Source organism: Mesorhizobium sp. WSM3626, from assembly GCF_000513935.1.
GTDB classification, from domain to species: Bacteria; Pseudomonadota; Alphaproteobacteria; order Rhizobiales; family Rhizobiaceae; genus Mesorhizobium; species Mesorhizobium salmacidum.
In genome coordinates, this window is record NZ_AZUY01000003.1 from 160,159 (window position 1) to 175,519 (window position 15,361).

Sequence of the window (15,361 nt, forward strand, 5' to 3'; positions counted from 1 at the left end):
TCGCGTCTCCATGACCAGCTCCATGGTTAGTGTCTTCCATGGCCAATCAACATCAACGAAGAATAAAGTGCAACCATAATGACACCACGCACGGTGCCGTAACCGAACCGGTTACACCAAGACTAGTTTTGGACGTGTCCAAATTCACTTTCTTTATTTTTAACGCGTCAAAACTCTTTTAGCTTGGCTCTACTCCCATTTTTCGTAACCAATTTGGTTACACCCAATCGCAAGCTGTGGATAACTTTTCCAAAAGGGCCGAGGCTGATTCGCCGCTCAGCGCCTTATCGGGATGACGTTTTCGATCTGACGAGGTATCACGATGCTGTCGACCAAGTTGGCCCAGGCAGTCAAAGCCTCTCGCTTTTCGCGAGCATAGTCGTGGCGATTGTAGATTGCCGCCACCCCTGAAATCTTCCCGCTCTTGTGGTTGAGAACGGCCTCGACGACATGGACCGCGACGCCGAGCCGCGCCATGCCCGACGCAGCGGTGCGACGGAGGTCGTGAAAAGTCCATGGTGCGATCGACAACGTCGGATCGCCAGCTTCCTCGCGAGCTGCCAGCAGCATTGCTGCGTCGATATCCTTCTTTGCCTTGCTGTAGCCGCTGATCGGCGTCCGGGCATTGGTGGAGAGAATGAAGGGGCTCTCGTTGCCGTCGTCGTCTTCATACCGCGGAAGGGCGCGCAAGATTTCGACGACCTGGCGCACCAGAGGGAGATTCTGCCGCCGGCCATTCTTGGTGCGTTCGGGCGGGATCGACCAAAGGGGCTCGCGGATGTCAGCACCTTGACCAAGCTGCGCCAGCTGCCCTGGCGAGAGATCACCGACAGTGCTCGGGCTTATCTCTATTTGGCCGAACTCGAATTCCGTCCATGGAGCCGCCGCAACCTCATCCCGGCGCTGGGCGGTCAGAAGCAGAAGACGCGCGAGATCACCAAACGGCCAGCCGATCTCGTCCGTCGCTTGCCAGAACCAGCGGATCTCATCGTCCGACAGAACGCGGTCGCGTGCGACCGGGGGCGCTGGCACTTCGATGTCGCGGAATGGATTGTCGACGACGATGCCCTTAGCCGCAAACCAAGAGAAGGCCTTGGAGAGGAGCGCGCGCACGCGCACGGCCGACTGCGGCCTCCCCGGTGCCAAGATGTTCCCCTCAGCGTCTCGCTTTCCATGCGCGATGCCGTCAACGAGATCGACTATATCGTGTCGCGAGATGCTCTGGATTTTCCGCCCGCGCCACTGCGGCTTGATCTCCCGATCGATGAAGCCCTGATTGTCGTCAACCGTGCTTGCTTTGTTTTTTGCCTTGCCGTGTCGGTCGATGAAGTCGTCGAAAGCCTCCTCGACAGCGAGGTTTCGGCGCTTCGCGGCATTGCCACCCAGGCGCGGATCTCGCCCTTCTGAGACCTCCTGCAGTTTGGCTTGCGCAGCTTTCCGGGCGTCATGCAGCCCCAGCGCCGGCCGCTGCTGGCCATAGTCGCCGATGCCCAGCTTCACATTCTGCGACGCCGCCCTATACCGAACAATCCACTTCATCACGCGTGGCCCGACCGCCAGGTAGAGCCCGGCTTGCCCACCATCGGCAATTTCGAGCTTCGCCGTCGGCCGTTTCTTTGCCAGAGCGTCGATCTTCTTTTGGGTGAGCGCTTCGGCCATGTGGCTCAAACTCCATCAGGACACAGTGTGAGCCACAAATCGGAGCGGCTGGCGATGAAAGAGGTCGAATGATCAATGAAGCCGAAAACGGCCAGCGTCAACGGATTTTGGGCGGTCGCAGGGTCAAAGTGCATGGTCTCAGATGCTGATGAAAATGGGGCGCACATCATTCGTAATGATGGGGTCAGGTGTTCGAGTCACCTAAGCGGCACCAGTTCCTCTTGTCCACCTGCATGCTGCAATCAGCACCTGCGTCACTGCCCGTGCAGTGGATCGCGACGCCGGCGAAGCATATCCGCCATTGTCGAGACCGGGGTTTGATGTGAAACTCGCGGTGTCAGCATGGGAGGTCCAAAATGCCCAACACTTTCAAGACCGGAGACGTCGTCAAGCTGAGGTCGGGAGGCCCGAGGATGACGGTCAGCGACGGCGCCGCTTCCGGCATGTATCTCTGCCACTGGTTCAACCGCGAGGGCGATGTGTGGACCCCGCAACATGCGGGGTTCAAGCAGGAGCAGCTGGTAGCCGCCGACCAATCGACGTAATTCCCGCTTTCGCCAAGGGATGGCCGGACCGGCGCGACTCCAGACGCACCGGACGAAGAGTTCTGCCGTTTCCGGGACCGCCAAGGTCCATCGTCACCGGCAAGCGGCGTGATCGGCAGGGCGACCGACGGATTTTTATGATCACGACGTTTAACGGTTGAAGCGTGACGTGGCATTGGGCCATGGCAATGCGCCAACCGGAGACGTGAAGCATGATACGCCGTTCGATCCTTGCCACTGCCTTGAGCGTGCTGACCACCGCGGCTCTGGCCCAGGCAGCGACACAACCACCGGCCGCGACGCCGCCTGCCGCCGCGTCGCCCGCTGCCACATCGTCGGCCGCCAAGTCCGACATCACACTGGCCAAGTTCCAGAAACGGCGGGAGAAGGCGATCATGGCCGCCGACACGGACGGCGACGGCAAGATCAGCCTGCTGGAATGGCAGGCCTTTCAGGCCAAACGCAACGTCAGGCACGCCCCCGCCAAATCCTTCGCGCGCATTGATTCCAACCATGACGGCTTCATCGACCGGGCCGAGCTCGATGCGTTCTTCGCCAAGCGCTTTGCCAGGCTGGACAAGAATGGCGACGGCATTCTGACGGTCGACGAGAGGCCGAGCCACAAATCCGCTCCCAAGCCGGAGCAGTGACCAAGAGGCTATGACGTGTGATGGATATCGGGAGTGCGCCAGCCGATGAGCGCCGATCCGGACGAGGAGCTGGTTCGTCGGGTCGGTGCTGGCGATCCCGCGGCGGTGCAGGCGCTCGTCGCGCGCAAGCTGCCGCGCATCCTTTCGCTTGCCGTGCGCATGCTGGGCGATGCGGCGGAGGCCGAGGATGTCGCGCAGGAAACCTTCGTGCGCATCTGGCGTCATGCCTCGAAGTGGCGGCGTGGCAATGCACGCTTCGACACCTGGGTCCACCGCGTCACGCTCAACCTTTGCTACGACCGGCTGCGCCGGCGTCGCGAATTGGTGACCGACGAGATGCCGGACATTGTCGACCCCGCTCCCCTTCCCGATTCCCATCCTGGCGAAGAGGCGCATCGGGTCGAGCGGGCCTTACAGGCAATCGCGCCACGCCAGCGCGAGGCGATCATCCTGGTCTACTATCAGGAGATGTCCAACATCGAGGCGGCCGCGACCCTGGAGATCAGTGTCGATGCCCTGGAGAGCCTGCTGTCGCGCGGCCGGCGGTCACTGCAGACGATGCTGGCCGGGGATGGCGGCCATGACTGAGAAACACGCGCGCCCGTATACTGTACGTTCAACCCGCCTTGCGGGCGTCCGGTTGGTCTGCGTTGTTTCCGACCCGCGTGGGCACGCGGCACCGAGGTGCAAGGGGAAAACAAATGGCTGAAGACATCGAAGACGGGCCGGCAATGGATGCCAAGCGTTTCGCAGCGCTGGCGGATGCCTATGGCGGCGATTTGCGCCGCTGGCCGGAAGCCGAACGTGAAGCCGCCACAGCCTTTGCTTCAAGTGAAGCGGGCCAGGCCATTTCGCGACAGGCCGACACACTTGACGCCCTGCTCGACAGCTATAGCGTCCAGCATCCCGGCAAGGCGCTGCACGGCAGCATCCTGCGCGCAGCCGACCGGCACCTCGTCCAGCGCCGGCGTCATCGGTTCTGGTGGCTGGGTCTGGGACTCGCCGGCATTGGTCTGGCGGGCGCCGTCGCCGGATTGGCGTTGGTGAGCATTGTCACGCCGGAAGCCGGATCGGATCACTATGTGCTGGATGCCAATGTAACGGCGTTCGGCGATGCCGGGCCCGATGCCGAAAACGGCGAGGAGAGCCTATGAGCATGGGCCGCAACCTCATCATCGCATCGGTGGTGCTGAACGTCTTCCTGGCCGGGGCGCTTGCCGGCGGGGCCGTCTGGATAAGAAGCGGCAAGTCCGGCCAGGGCTATTCGCTGGAAGCCGCCGGCGGCCGGCTTCCAGACCAGGAGCGCATGCTGTTCCGCAAGGCACTGCGCGAAGTGCGGCGCGAATCCCGCCAGGTCATCCTCGATGGTCAGCAGGCCAGGCGCGAGGCAGCCGACCTGCTGCGCCAGCCGGTTGTCGACACGGCGGCCCTATCGGCTGCGCTGGAGCGGGCCCGCAATGCCGACATCGCCGTGCGCACGCGGCTTGAGCAGCGCATCATCGAATTCGCGGCGGCGGGTTCGGCCGCGGATCGCGCCGTGCTGGCGGAAGGGCTGGCCAGGCGGGCCGGGCCGCAGCCGAAGGCAGAGCCAAAAAAATCGCCGTGACGACCGACGGAAAACGCCTGCAAGGCCGTTTAACCGGGAGAAGGGCAGACCTGCCGGACCAATCGGTGCGAACAGGTTTTTCATTCTCGGACAACATTCGGAGTAACGTCATGAACCGCCTGACACAGTATGCGGCAGCAGCCGTCCTCGCCTTGACCGGAACCGCCGCAACCGTCGCGACCTCCGCCGCCATGCCGATGGTGGCGCAACCGGCCGCCCCGGCGCTGATCGAGCATGTGGCCTGGGGTTGCGGGCCCGCCTGGCATCCCAATCCCTGGGGGCGCTGCGTTCCCAACCGAGTCGTGGTGTATCCGCGCTACCGCTATTGGCATGGCCCGGCTTATTACGGCTGGCATCCGCACCGCCACTGGCACCGCTGGAACCGCTGGTAAGCGCGCGGGAGAGGCCGGGCGGCACCAGCCTGCCCGGCCGCCTATCCCCCGTTTAAGCTGGGGAAACAGCCCAATCGGGCGTCGCGCACCTCGCATGAGATCCAACCATGGAGCGCTGACATGGCAGCCCAGGCTAAAGATTCCGCGCCGCCGGATCCCGCCCTGATCGCCTTCAACCGCTTCGGTCTCGGAGCCCGACCCGGCGACCGCGACAGGCTGGCGGACGACCCACGCGGTTATCTCAAGGCGGAACTGCGGCGGCCCGACGCCGCCATGATATCGCTCGACGACCCCACCTATGCCGATCTCAAGGGAAGCACGCCTGCCATCCAGGCCAGCATGGCGGCGAATCTCCAGCGCAAGCTGGACCGGGAGCGAATGGCGACAGAGGAGCCGGCCACGGGCACGCCAGCCTCGGCTTCGGTTATGCCACCACCCGCCGCACCGGGCATGTCGCCGCCCGCCGCCCCGGCCGCTGCCAAGATCAAACCCGCCGTGCCGCCCGTCGAAGCCATCTTGTTCCGGGCCGAGGCCCAGGCGCGCTTCGACATGGCAATGCAGGCCGAGGCCGGCTTCGTCGAGCGCCTCGTCTATTTCTGGTCGAACCATTTCTGCGTCTCCGTGGCCAAGGCCAACATCGTGCGCGCCAGCGCCGGGGCCTTCGAACGGGAAGCCATCCGGCCCTTCGTGCTCGGCCGCTTCGCCGACATGCTCATGGCGGTGGAGCGGCATCCGGCCATGCTGTTCTATCTCGACAACCAGCAGTCGATCGGCCCGGACTCCCGCGCCGGCAAGAACCGGCAGCGCGGGCTCAACGAGAATCTCGCCCGCGAGATCCTGGAACTGCACACGCTTGGTGTCGGCAGCGGCTATAGCCAGGCCGACGTCACCAGCTTCGCGCGCATCCTGACCGGCTGGACGATGGCCGGACGGGAAGGACGGCTGGGCGAACCCGGCAGTTCCGTCTTCAACGCCAATGCGCACGAGCCGGGCGACGCCGTGCTGCTCGGCAAGACCTATCCGGCCGGCGGCATGGGCCAGGCCGAGACCGCGCTCAATGACATCGCCCGTCATCCGGCGACCGCGCAACACATCGCCACGCAACTTGCCCGGCATTTCATAGCCGATGACCCGCCGCCGGCGGCGGTCGCCCGTCTCGCAAAGGTGTTCGTCAAGAACGACGGCAATCTCAGGGCACTGGCGGCGGCGCTCATCGACCTGCCGGAGGCGTGGTCGACGCCCCTGGCCAAAATGCGCTCGCCCTTCGATTATGTCGCTGCCATCAGGCGGGCGGCCGGCCCGGGACCGAACGATCCCGGCCAGTCGCTCAACTGGCTCAACGCACTGGGCGAGCCGCTCTGGCAGCCGCCGGGACCGAACGGCTTTTCCGACCAAGCGGACATCTGGGCATCGGCCGAAGGCATGAAGATCCGCCTCGACATCGCATGGCAGGCCGCCAGGCAAGTGAAAGATATCGGCAATCCCAACGACATGCTCGACGCGGTGATTGGGCCCTCCGCCTCGCCGGAGACGCGGCAGGCGGTCGCCCGCGCCGAGTCCAAGCAGCAAGGCCTGGCGCTGCTGCTGATGGCGCCCGAATTCCAGCGCCGATAGCTCGAGCGATAGGTCCGGCGCCGACAACTCCCATGGAGACGAAGTCATGAGCCTGCTGTGTGAAACCCCTCACCCTTCCCGCCGCGCCGTACTGATGACCGGCGGCGCGCTGTTTGCCTGGGCCTATCTGCCCCGCTTCGCCCGCGCCGCCGACAACCACGACCCGCGCCTGATCGTCATCGTGCTGCGTGGCGCGCTGGACGGCCTCTCGGCGGTCGGTCCGGTCGGCGACCCCGACTATGCCGGCCTGCATGGCGACATCGCCCTGTCGCTTTCCGGTCCGCATGCGGCGCTGCCGCTCGATGCATTCTTCGCGGTCAATCCGGCGATGCCGGTGTTTGCGCGCCTGTTCAAGGCAAGCCAGGCGGCGGTCGTGCATGCGGCGGCGACCGGCTATCGCGAGCGCTCGCATTTCGACGGACAGGATGTGCTTGAAAGCGGCTTTGCCGGTCCCGGCCATGTCGCCACCGGCTGGCTCAACCGGGCGCTGGCGAGCCTGCCGGCAGGCGACCGCGTGGCGACGCTTGGCGGCCTGGCCGTCGGACCATCGACGCCGCTGGTGATCCGTGGCGCGGCACCGGTGCTCGGCTGGGCGCCGCAATCGCTGCCAGCGCCGGCAGGCGACCTCGCGACGCGCGTTCTCGATCTTTACCAGCACCGCGATCCGGTGCTGGCGGTGGCGCTGCAGAAGGGCCTCGACGCCAACAAGATGGCGCTCGACGACCAGATCGGCGCCAAGCCGATGAAGCCTAGAGGCGGCCTCGACAGCGCCGCCGGCATGCGGCAGGCCGCGCAAGGCGCGGCCAGGCTGATCGCGGCCGATGACGGGCCGCGCGTCGCGGCACTCGCCTTCGACGGCTGGGACACGCATGTCAACGAGGGTGGCGCGACCGGCCGGCTCGCCACTTTGCTCGGCGGCCTCGACGGCGCGTTTGAGGAATTCGAAAAAGGTCTCGGCGAACGCTGGAAGGATACGGCCATCGTCGCGATCACCGAATTCGGCCGCACGGCGCGGATCAACGGCACGGTCGGCACCGATCACGGCACCGGCACCGTGGTGCTGCTCGCCGGCGGCGCGATCAAGGGCGGGCGCGTCATCGCCGACTGGCCGGGGCTGAAGCCCGCGCAACTTTACCAGCAACGTGACCTTGCGCCGACCAGCGATGTCAGGGCGGTGCTGAAAGGCCTGCTCGCCGACCAGTTCGGACTTTCGGCCGCGGTGCTCGGCGAGAAGGTGTTTCCGGACTCAGGTGCGGTGAAGCCTATGATGAACCTGATTGTCTGACGTCTGGCGACGCCGCGTTTTCTGCCGCGGCGCCGTCTCGCTCTTGCCGGTGATCAGGCGGCCTCGACCTTGGCGGGCGCGAAGTCTTCGCCGCGCACCAGCCTGGTCACGCCGACGAAATCGATCTTGCCCGAGCCAAGCACCGGCACATGCGCCACGACGCGCACCTCGGCCGGTACCATCAGGTCCATGGCGCCGTTTGCCTTGGCGAAGGCCAGAAACTGGGCGCGCGTCGCCTTTTCGGCTTCGGTAATGAGCACCAGCTTTTCGCCCTTGCGCAGGTCCGGCACGGTCGCGACCGCCGAGAGCGATCCTTTCCACAGCTCGCCCGCCAAGGCTTCGACGGCAGCCAGCGAAATCATCTCGCCGCCGATCTTGGCGAAGCGCTTGGCGCGGCCGCGGATGCTGACGAAGCCGGCATCGTCGATGCTGACGATGTCGCCGGTGTCGTGCCAGCCGTCTTGCAGCGGCTCGAGCACACCAGGCTTTTCGGCCCTGAGATAGCCCGCCATGACGTTGGGGCCGCGCACGAACAGCCGTCCGCCACCTTCGACGCCGATCACCGGTTCCAGGCGGTATTCCATGCCGGGCATGATTTTTCCGACCGTGCCTGATTTGTTGTACATCGGCGTGTTGATGGAGATCACCGGCGCCGTCTCGGTAACGCCATAGCCTTCGAGAATGCGCAGGCCGAACTTCTCCATATAGGTTTCGCGGGTCGAGGCCTTGACCGGCTCGGCACCGGAAAAGCAATAGCGCACCGAGCGGAAATCATAGGGATGGGCGGTGCGCGCATAGCCGCTGAGGAAGGTGTCGGTGCCGAAGATGATCGTCGCGTTCGAGGCATAGACCAGTTCCGGCACGATGCGGTAGTGCAGCGGCGACGGATAGAAATAGACGGGAACGCCGGACACCAGCGGCAGCACCGTGCCCGCCGTCAGGCCGAACGAATGGAAGATCGGCAGTACGTTGAACACTTTGTCGCCCGAATGAAAATCGATGCGCGAGGCGGCCTGCGCGGCATTGGCCAGGATGTTGCGATGGGTCAGCACCACGCCCTTCGGCGTGCCTTCGGAGCCCGAGGTGAACAGGATCACGGCCGGGTCGGTGGCCTTGCGCGCAACCCTGGGCGTGCTCTTGCGCAACAGGCCAAGCAGCTTGTCCTTGAGGCCGATGGTTGCACGCAGATCATCGAGCCAGACGATGTTGACCGACCGGCCGACCTCCTCGACGATTGCGCCAAGCTTGGCCTGCTCGACAAAAGCCCGAGAGGTCAGGATGGTGGCTACCCGCGCCGCCTGGCAGGCGGACAGGATGTTGGTGGCACCGGCGGTGAAGTTGATCATCGCCGGGACCTTGCCTGCGGACATGACGCCGAGCAGCGCGGCACAGGCGCCATTGGCGTTGGGCAGCATGATACCGAGCGTGTCCTGTCCGGCATAAAGCGTCTCGAATTTCTCGCCGAGCACCGCGACGCCAGTGAGCAGCTTGCCGTAGCTCAGCGAACCGGCGACCGGATCCTGCACGGCAAGTTGCTTCATGCCGCGCTCGGTCGCCGTCTCGATGATCCTTTCGAGCACGGTCTTGTCGATATGCTGGGTGCGGAAGACGAGATCTGACATCACCTGGTAGAGCGCGGCACCGGCGGCGGCCCGGCGCTTGCGTCCCTTCAGCCCGTCGTCGACCTTGAGCTTGACCGGCGGCAGTATGGTCACCCTGACCTTCGGGAACAGACGGCGGCGCACGTGCTGCGCCGTCAGCCGCGAGAAGGGGCTTTTCTCCAGCCCCTCGATACGGATCGGCACCACCATCGAGCCGGTCTTGTCGGCCACCATGGCGGCGCCGTCATAGACCTTCATCAGCCCGCCGGTGACGGTGATGCGGCCCTCGGGAAAGATGACCAGCGGATCGCCGTTCTGCACGATCTTGATCAGCGTGCGCGTCGACATCGGCTTGGCCGGATTGAGCGGCAGGGCGCGGGTCAATTTGAGGAACGGCTTCATCCACCAGGCCTGCGCGATCGTGTAGTCGATGGCGAAGACCGGCTCTTCATCGGTCAGCGTCAGCGCCAGCGGGCCGTCGAGGAAGCTGACATGGTTGAGCGCCAGGATCGGCGCCGGGCCCGCGGCCTTGAGGTTTTCCAGGCCCTCCACTTCCAGACGATGGAAGGCACGGAACAGAATGGAGACGAAGTCGCGGAAGGCGTTGGTCGGCAGATATTTCAACATCAGCCAGGCGGCCACGGCATTGAAGGCGGCAAGCCCGAACAGCACGCTGGCAATAGAGACGCCCGCGGCTTGGATGGCGGCGACGAGGATGCCGCCCATCGTCATGAAGCCGGCGTTGACGATGCTGACAGCGGCGACGACGCGGGCGCGGCGCGCCTCGGGCGACCAGGCCTGCACGGCGGCGAAGGTCGGCACCACCAGGAAGGCGCTGGAAATGGCCATGCCGGCAAGGTCGATCGCAACGCGGATCGTGTTCGGCCCTGCGAAGAAGAGGCCAAGGGTTTCGGCTTTTGGCGAGGGCTGCATGCTCCAGATCGTCCAGGCAAGGTGCAAGCCGAACAGCGCCAGCAGCGCCGTGCCGACCGGCGCCGGGAGCAGCACCATGCGGCCCTGCGACATCCAGGCGGCGATCGCCGAGCCGATGGCGATGGAGACGGCGAACACCGCGAGATAGGCGGTGACCGCGATCTCGTTGCCACCGAGCTGATCCTTGATCAGCGTGGGCAGGATCGAAAGCACGATGGCGCCGATCAACCAGAACCACGAGGTCATCAATCCGGCGCGCCAGATGCGCGTGTCGGTGCGCAATTCGCTGACCTGCCGCCATGTCGAGCGGAAGATGTTCCAGTCGATGACAAGGTTCGGCGCGGCGGAGCCGGTCGAAGGGATGGAGCGGCTGACGGCCCAGCAGCCGACCGCCAGGATCATCATCATCGGGCCGAAGACGGCGACACCAATGCCGTCGGCGGAGACCACGCCGCCAACAATCGTGCCGCCAAGGATGGCGGCGAAGGTCGCCGACTCGATCCAGGCGTTGGCGCGGGGCAATTCCCTGCGCTCGAGATGATCGGGCAGGATGCCGTATTTGATCGGCCCAAACAGTGCCGAGATGACGCCGAACATCAACAGCGCGGTCATCAGCACGGGAATGGAGGACAGCGCAATGCCGACGACCGCGACCGCCGCGGCGCCGATCTCGGCAAATTTCAGCCGGCGGGCGATGAGCGCCTTGTCGAAGCGGTCGGCAATCTCGCCGCCCAGCGCCGACAGGAGCAGGAACGGAGCCATGAACACGGCGCCGGCCAAGGTGACCAGCGAAGCCGCCTGGTCGGCGGCCAGTGTGAAGAGGATCAGGAACACCAGAGTGTTCTTGAGGAAATTGTCGTTGAAGGCGGACAGGAACTGCGTCCAGAAAAGCGGCGCGAAGCGCCGCGAAAGCATGAGATGCGTGTTCATGGCGATTTCCCATTTGGGCGGAACCACGCGGCGATGCTCCGGTGGTCCCCGCGGTTTCATGCGCTGTTTCAATCGTTGTAATAATGTGAGCTGGTTAAACTTCTTACCGGGTCTGATCTTCGCAGCGATCGCAAGTCCAGGCTCGTTTCGGCCAGCGGCCCTGCCCGGTGTCTGTTGTGGAGCCGTTCAACATTTCCGCTTCTCCCTATGAACAATGTTCATGACCTCAACTTACCACACCGTGAACGATGTTCAAGCGCAAAATGAACGACGTTCACAAGAGAGCGGATTGATGAGCGAGGAGATGCGACGGTGGCGCCAGCCGTGTTGCCGTGGCCAGAGTCACGAAGGCGGTTGGTCGGCGCGATCGGCGGAGGTCACCCGCTGAAACTCAGGTGATTGGAGATGACCCCAGCGTCGCCACGGTCTTCAGCGCGCCGTCGAGCATATCGCCCTTCTCGTCCTTCAGCGCCGCCTCGCGCAGGCGGCGTATCCAGTCGGCGGCATCGTCGCGGCCCTTGAGCAGGTCGAGAGCAGAGAGTACGCGGTCGAATTTCGACTGGGCGCGCACATGGGTGTCGCTGTAGCCTTTGATCAGCCGGCGGCAGTTGAGGATTTCGACGGCAACGGCATAGTCGACCGGCACGTAGCCAAGCGCCAGTGCGTACCAGCGATCGAGATGGGCAAGCTCGACCTTATGGCGCAGCAGGCCGCGGCGCCAGCGCCGCAGGCCGCCGATGAGCCACAGGGCGGCAAAGCCGGCAAAACTGTCGGTGCGGATGCGGCGGCCACGGTTGATGCGGCGGTCGAGAAACCCGGCGAGCTTGGGCCGGTTCTCTATGTAGCCGCCGAGCCCCGCCGGCAGCGTGCCGCAGAACTCCTCGATGCGGGGATGGAAATATTCGGTCACCTGCAGGACCGAACCGTCCTTGACGCCAACCTCCTTGCGGACCCGCCTGTCGCGGGTCGAGCGCGTTTTCAGATCGGCGACGCGGATCACGTCGTCATAGCACATGGCATTGGCCAGATGCTTGGCGGCGGCGATGGACAGAACATGAGCGTGGCCGGCGCTGTCCAGCGCGACGGCCTTGTCCAGCCGGTCGAGATATTCGCGGCCATAGGCGATGTCCTGATAGTCGACGACCTTTCTCAGGCCGCGAAGCGCCATGTCGCGCACGGCCAGGGGCATCAGGTCGATGCGAGCAACCAGCGCCTGCCATCCCTGCAGCAGATTTTGCGGACCGCTCACGCGCCCGGTACCCTGGGCGGATTCGACAATCGCTGGCTCCGCCGGCTTTGACGAAGGTGCTGCCGCCAGGCCCCGCGCACGATCGAACGCCGCGCTAAAGGCGGCGAGGCTGGCCTTGACGCCACGGCCGCCGGTGCCGATCGCCTGTTCATAACTTTCACGGGTAAACGGCAGTGCGTCGGAGCCGGCCAGCGCGCCAAGCAGGCTGGCCGAGATCATCGAGCCGTTGTCGGCGGCGATCTTTTCCATGTCGAAAGCGATGAAGCGCTTCGACGCGGTTTCCGCCGTGGCGTGAACCTTGGACGACGAGGCGCGGCCGTCGCCCGGTTCGATCTTTTCCGCGACGGCGGCGATGCGGTGCGAGGAGGCGATCAGCGTCGTGCGGTTGGGGGTGACGAACCCCCTGATGATCGCACGGCCGGCTTCCATCAATTCGGCGGCGATCAAGATGTCGACATCGCCCTGCGAGGGCGACAGCGCGAAGACCGGCAGGCGGCCGGTGTCGCGGGCCATTTCGACATAGTAGATGGTGGCGCCGGTGCGCTGGGCGACGCCGGCGACCGAGGTCGATTGCGCGACATAGCCATTGCGCTCGGCGACATCGGTGATCCAGTCGGCCAGCACGCCGCCGCCCTGGCCGCCGACGGCCAGCACCGCGAGCTTGATGACTTGCTCATCGGCAGCACCGGACCGGGGATGCAAGGAAGGAACAGGCTCAAGCATCGGCGAATACCAGGCGCCGGCTTTCGCGCCGCCTCTGCAGCAAGCCGATCGTCGCGCGGCGCGTCGCTTCCAGGAAGCGGTCCCAGCGGCTTGGATTGTGCACGACATCGGCACGGTAGAAGGACGGGCAGAGCACGGCGGCGTCCGCCACCTCGCCGCAATTGCCGCAGCCGACGCAGTTCTGGTCGATCGATGCGACCGGATCGTCGCGCAGCGGATCGTCGAGCGATTTCACCGACAGCGACGGGCAGCCGGAGAGCCGCATGCAGGCGTGATCGCCGGTGCAGATGTCCTCGTCGACGCCGAACTTCGGCTTGACGACCCTTGTCCCACCCTTGATCGCCTTGTCGACCAGCGGCCTTTCGCGGCGCTGGCGATTGAGCATGCACTCCGACGAAGCGACGATGACTTTTGGCCCCTTCTCGTCCGTCGTCAGCGCCTCGCGCAACGTGTCCTGCATCTTGCCGACATCATAGGTGCGGTCGACATGGCGCAGCCATTTGACGCCCATGCCTTTCACCGCCTCGGTGATCGGATGCTTGGTCGACTTGGTCCTATTGCCGGCACGCGACGACAGTATGTCCTGCCCGCCGGTGGCTGCCGAATAAAAATTATCGACGATGACGATGACGCCGTCATTCTTGTTGAACACCGCATTGCCGATCGAGGAGGTCAGGCCATTGTGCCAGAAGCCGCCGTCGCCGACGAAGGAGATCGAGCGGCGCTTGGCGTCGGGCGAATTGAACGCCGAGGCCGAGGCGGGCCCCAGCCCGTAGCCCATCGTGGTGGAGCCGAGCTCGAAAGGCGGCATGATCGAGAACAAATGGCAACCGATATCGGAAGCGATGTGATGCTTGCCGAGTTCCTGCTCGACCAGTTTGGTCGCCGCGAAGATCGGCCGCTCGGGGCAACCGATGCAGAAGCCGGGCGGCCGGCCCGGCACGACGTTGACCAGATCCGCCGTGTCGACGCCGTCGCCGACCTTGTTGGGCGCGCGCACCTCGCCCGGCAAAAGATGCGGGGCTTCTGCGCGCAGGAAGGCGCCGATGCCGTCGAGCATGACCTGGCCAGTATATTCGCCGGCCATCGGCAGATGCTCCTTGCCGACCAGCCTGGTGCCGCGCCCCGCCTTGTGCAACATCGCGGCAAAGGCCTGCTCGATATAGTTGGGCTGGCCTTCCTCGACCACCAGCACCGCCTGCTTGCCCTCGCAAAAGGCGAGGAACTCGTCGTCGATCAGCGGATAGACGGCGTTGAGCACGTAGAGCGGCACATCCGTGTCGCCATAGGTGTCGGCAAGGCCGAGCCGCTGCAGTGCACGGATGACCGAATTGTACATGCCGCCCTGCATGACGATGCCGACCGAGCCGTGGTCCGAGCCGAAGAACTCGTTGATCTTGTTCCTGGTGATGAAATCCACCGCCGCCGGCCAGCGCTTTTGTACCTTCTCCTTCTCGTGCAGGAAGGAGGCGGGCGGCAGCACGATGCGTCCGGTGTCGCGGCGCGGCGCGTCGAGCGCATCGGCCACCGTCATCGGCGGGCGCTTGTTGTCCTTGGCGATGAAATGGCCGTGCACGTGGCAGCAACGGATGCGCACCTGCAGCATGACCGGCGTGTTGGAGATTTCCGACAGCTCGAAACCATCCTCCACCGCCTTGACGATGGATGGCAGGTTGGGGCGCGGGTCGAGCAGCCAGACCTGGCTCTTCATGGCGAAGGCATGGCTGCGCTCCTGCATGATGGAGGAGCCCTCGCCATAGTCCTCGCCGACGATGAGCAGCGCGCCGCCGGTGACGCCGCCGGACGCGAGATTGGCCAGCGCGTCGGAAGCGACATTGGTGCCGACGGTGGATTTGAAGGTCGCGGCACCACGGATCGGGTAATGCACCGAGGCGGCCAGCATGGCTGTGGCGGTAGCTTCCGAGGCGCTGGCCTCGAAATGCACGCCGAGCTCGCCCAGAATGTCCTGCGCATCGGCCAACACATCCATCAGATGGCTGATCGGCGCGCCCTGATAGCCGCCGACATAGCCGACGCCGCATTGCAGCAGCGCCTTGGTGATGGCGAGGATGCCTTCGCCGGCAAATTCCTCGCCGGCGCCGAGCCTCAGCTTTTCGACTTCCTTGGCAAAAGACCGTTCAGCCATCTCTGCCTCCTTCCGTTGCCGCCGACAG

12 protein-coding genes are annotated in these 15,361 nt (G+C 64.9%); 8 read left to right on the forward strand and 4 right to left on the reverse strand.

Annotation, left to right across the window (positions count from 1 at the left end):
- Nucleotides 1-276: 276 nt before the first annotated feature.
- A complete protein-coding gene (locus M653_RS0103830) occupies nt 277-1,659 on the reverse strand; it encodes a site-specific integrase (RefSeq protein WP_027142104.1) in 1,383 nt (460 codons plus the stop codon).
- A 356-nt stretch (nt 1,660-2,015) separates the two neighbouring features.
- Between M653_RS0103830 and M653_RS0103840 the strand changes: the two genes are divergently transcribed.
- The 8 genes from M653_RS0103840 (at nt 2,016) to M653_RS0103875 (ending at nt 7,751) form a co-directional block, all read left to right on the forward strand.
- Entirely contained in the window at nt 2,016-2,204 is a 189-nt protein-coding gene (locus M653_RS0103840) for a DUF2158 domain-containing protein (RefSeq protein WP_027142105.1), read from the forward strand.
- Between the two features lie 212 nt (nt 2,205-2,416).
- Complete coding sequence (locus M653_RS0103845; protein WP_027142106.1) at nt 2,417-2,854, forward strand: acid-shock protein; 438 nt, start codon at nt 2,417-2,419, stop codon at nt 2,852-2,854.
- A 45-nt stretch (nt 2,855-2,899) separates the two neighbouring features.
- Entirely contained in the window at nt 2,900-3,442 is a 543-nt protein-coding gene (locus M653_RS0103850) for an RNA polymerase sigma factor (RefSeq protein WP_084636406.1), read from the forward strand.
- A 113-nt stretch (nt 3,443-3,555) separates the two neighbouring features.
- Complete coding sequence (locus tag M653_RS0103855) at nt 3,556-4,008, forward strand: hypothetical protein (RefSeq protein ID WP_027142108.1); 453 nt, start codon at nt 3,556-3,558, stop codon at nt 4,006-4,008.
- Nucleotides 4,005-4,460: a periplasmic heavy metal sensor gene (locus tag M653_RS0103860; protein WP_027142109.1), complete on the forward strand. Its 456-nt coding sequence runs from the start codon at nt 4,005-4,007 to the stop codon at nt 4,458-4,460. Before M653_RS0103855 ends, M653_RS0103860 begins: the two co-directional genes overlap by 4 nt.
- 110 nt (nt 4,461-4,570) lie before the next feature.
- Complete coding sequence (locus M653_RS0103865) at nt 4,571-4,852, forward strand: hypothetical protein (protein ID WP_027142110.1); 282 nt, start codon at nt 4,571-4,573, stop codon at nt 4,850-4,852.
- Between the two features lie 120 nt (nt 4,853-4,972).
- On the forward strand, nt 4,973-6,466 hold the full coding sequence (locus M653_RS0103870) for a DUF1800 family protein (protein WP_027142111.1): 1,494 nt from the start codon (nt 4,973-4,975) through the stop codon (nt 6,464-6,466).
- A gap of 46 nt (nt 6,467-6,512) precedes the next feature.
- Complete coding sequence (locus M653_RS0103875; RefSeq protein WP_027142112.1) at nt 6,513-7,751, forward strand: DUF1501 domain-containing protein; 1,239 nt, start codon at nt 6,513-6,515, stop codon at nt 7,749-7,751.
- A 53-nt stretch (nt 7,752-7,804) separates the two neighbouring features.
- Here M653_RS0103875 and M653_RS0103880 read toward each other — a convergent pair whose 3' ends face one another.
- From M653_RS0103880 to M653_RS0103890, 3 genes are all read right to left on the reverse strand, one after another.
- Nucleotides 7,805-11,215, reverse strand: coding sequence for an acyl-[ACP]--phospholipid O-acyltransferase (locus M653_RS0103880; RefSeq protein WP_027142113.1), 3,411 nt, complete (start codon nt 11,213-11,215; stop codon nt 7,805-7,807).
- A 391-nt stretch (nt 11,216-11,606) separates the two neighbouring features.
- The gene (locus M653_RS0103885; RefSeq protein ID WP_027142114.1) at nt 11,607-13,187 is read right to left on the reverse strand and encodes an indolepyruvate oxidoreductase subunit beta family protein; all 1,581 of its coding nucleotides are present in this window, start codon (nt 13,185-13,187) and stop codon (nt 11,607-11,609) included.
- A complete protein-coding gene (locus tag M653_RS0103890) occupies nt 13,180-15,333 on the reverse strand; it encodes an indolepyruvate ferredoxin oxidoreductase subunit alpha (protein ID WP_027142115.1) in 2,154 nt (717 codons plus the stop codon). The genes M653_RS0103885 and M653_RS0103890 overlap by 8 nt, the downstream gene beginning before the upstream one ends.
- Between the last annotated feature and the right edge of the window lie 28 nt (nt 15,334-15,361).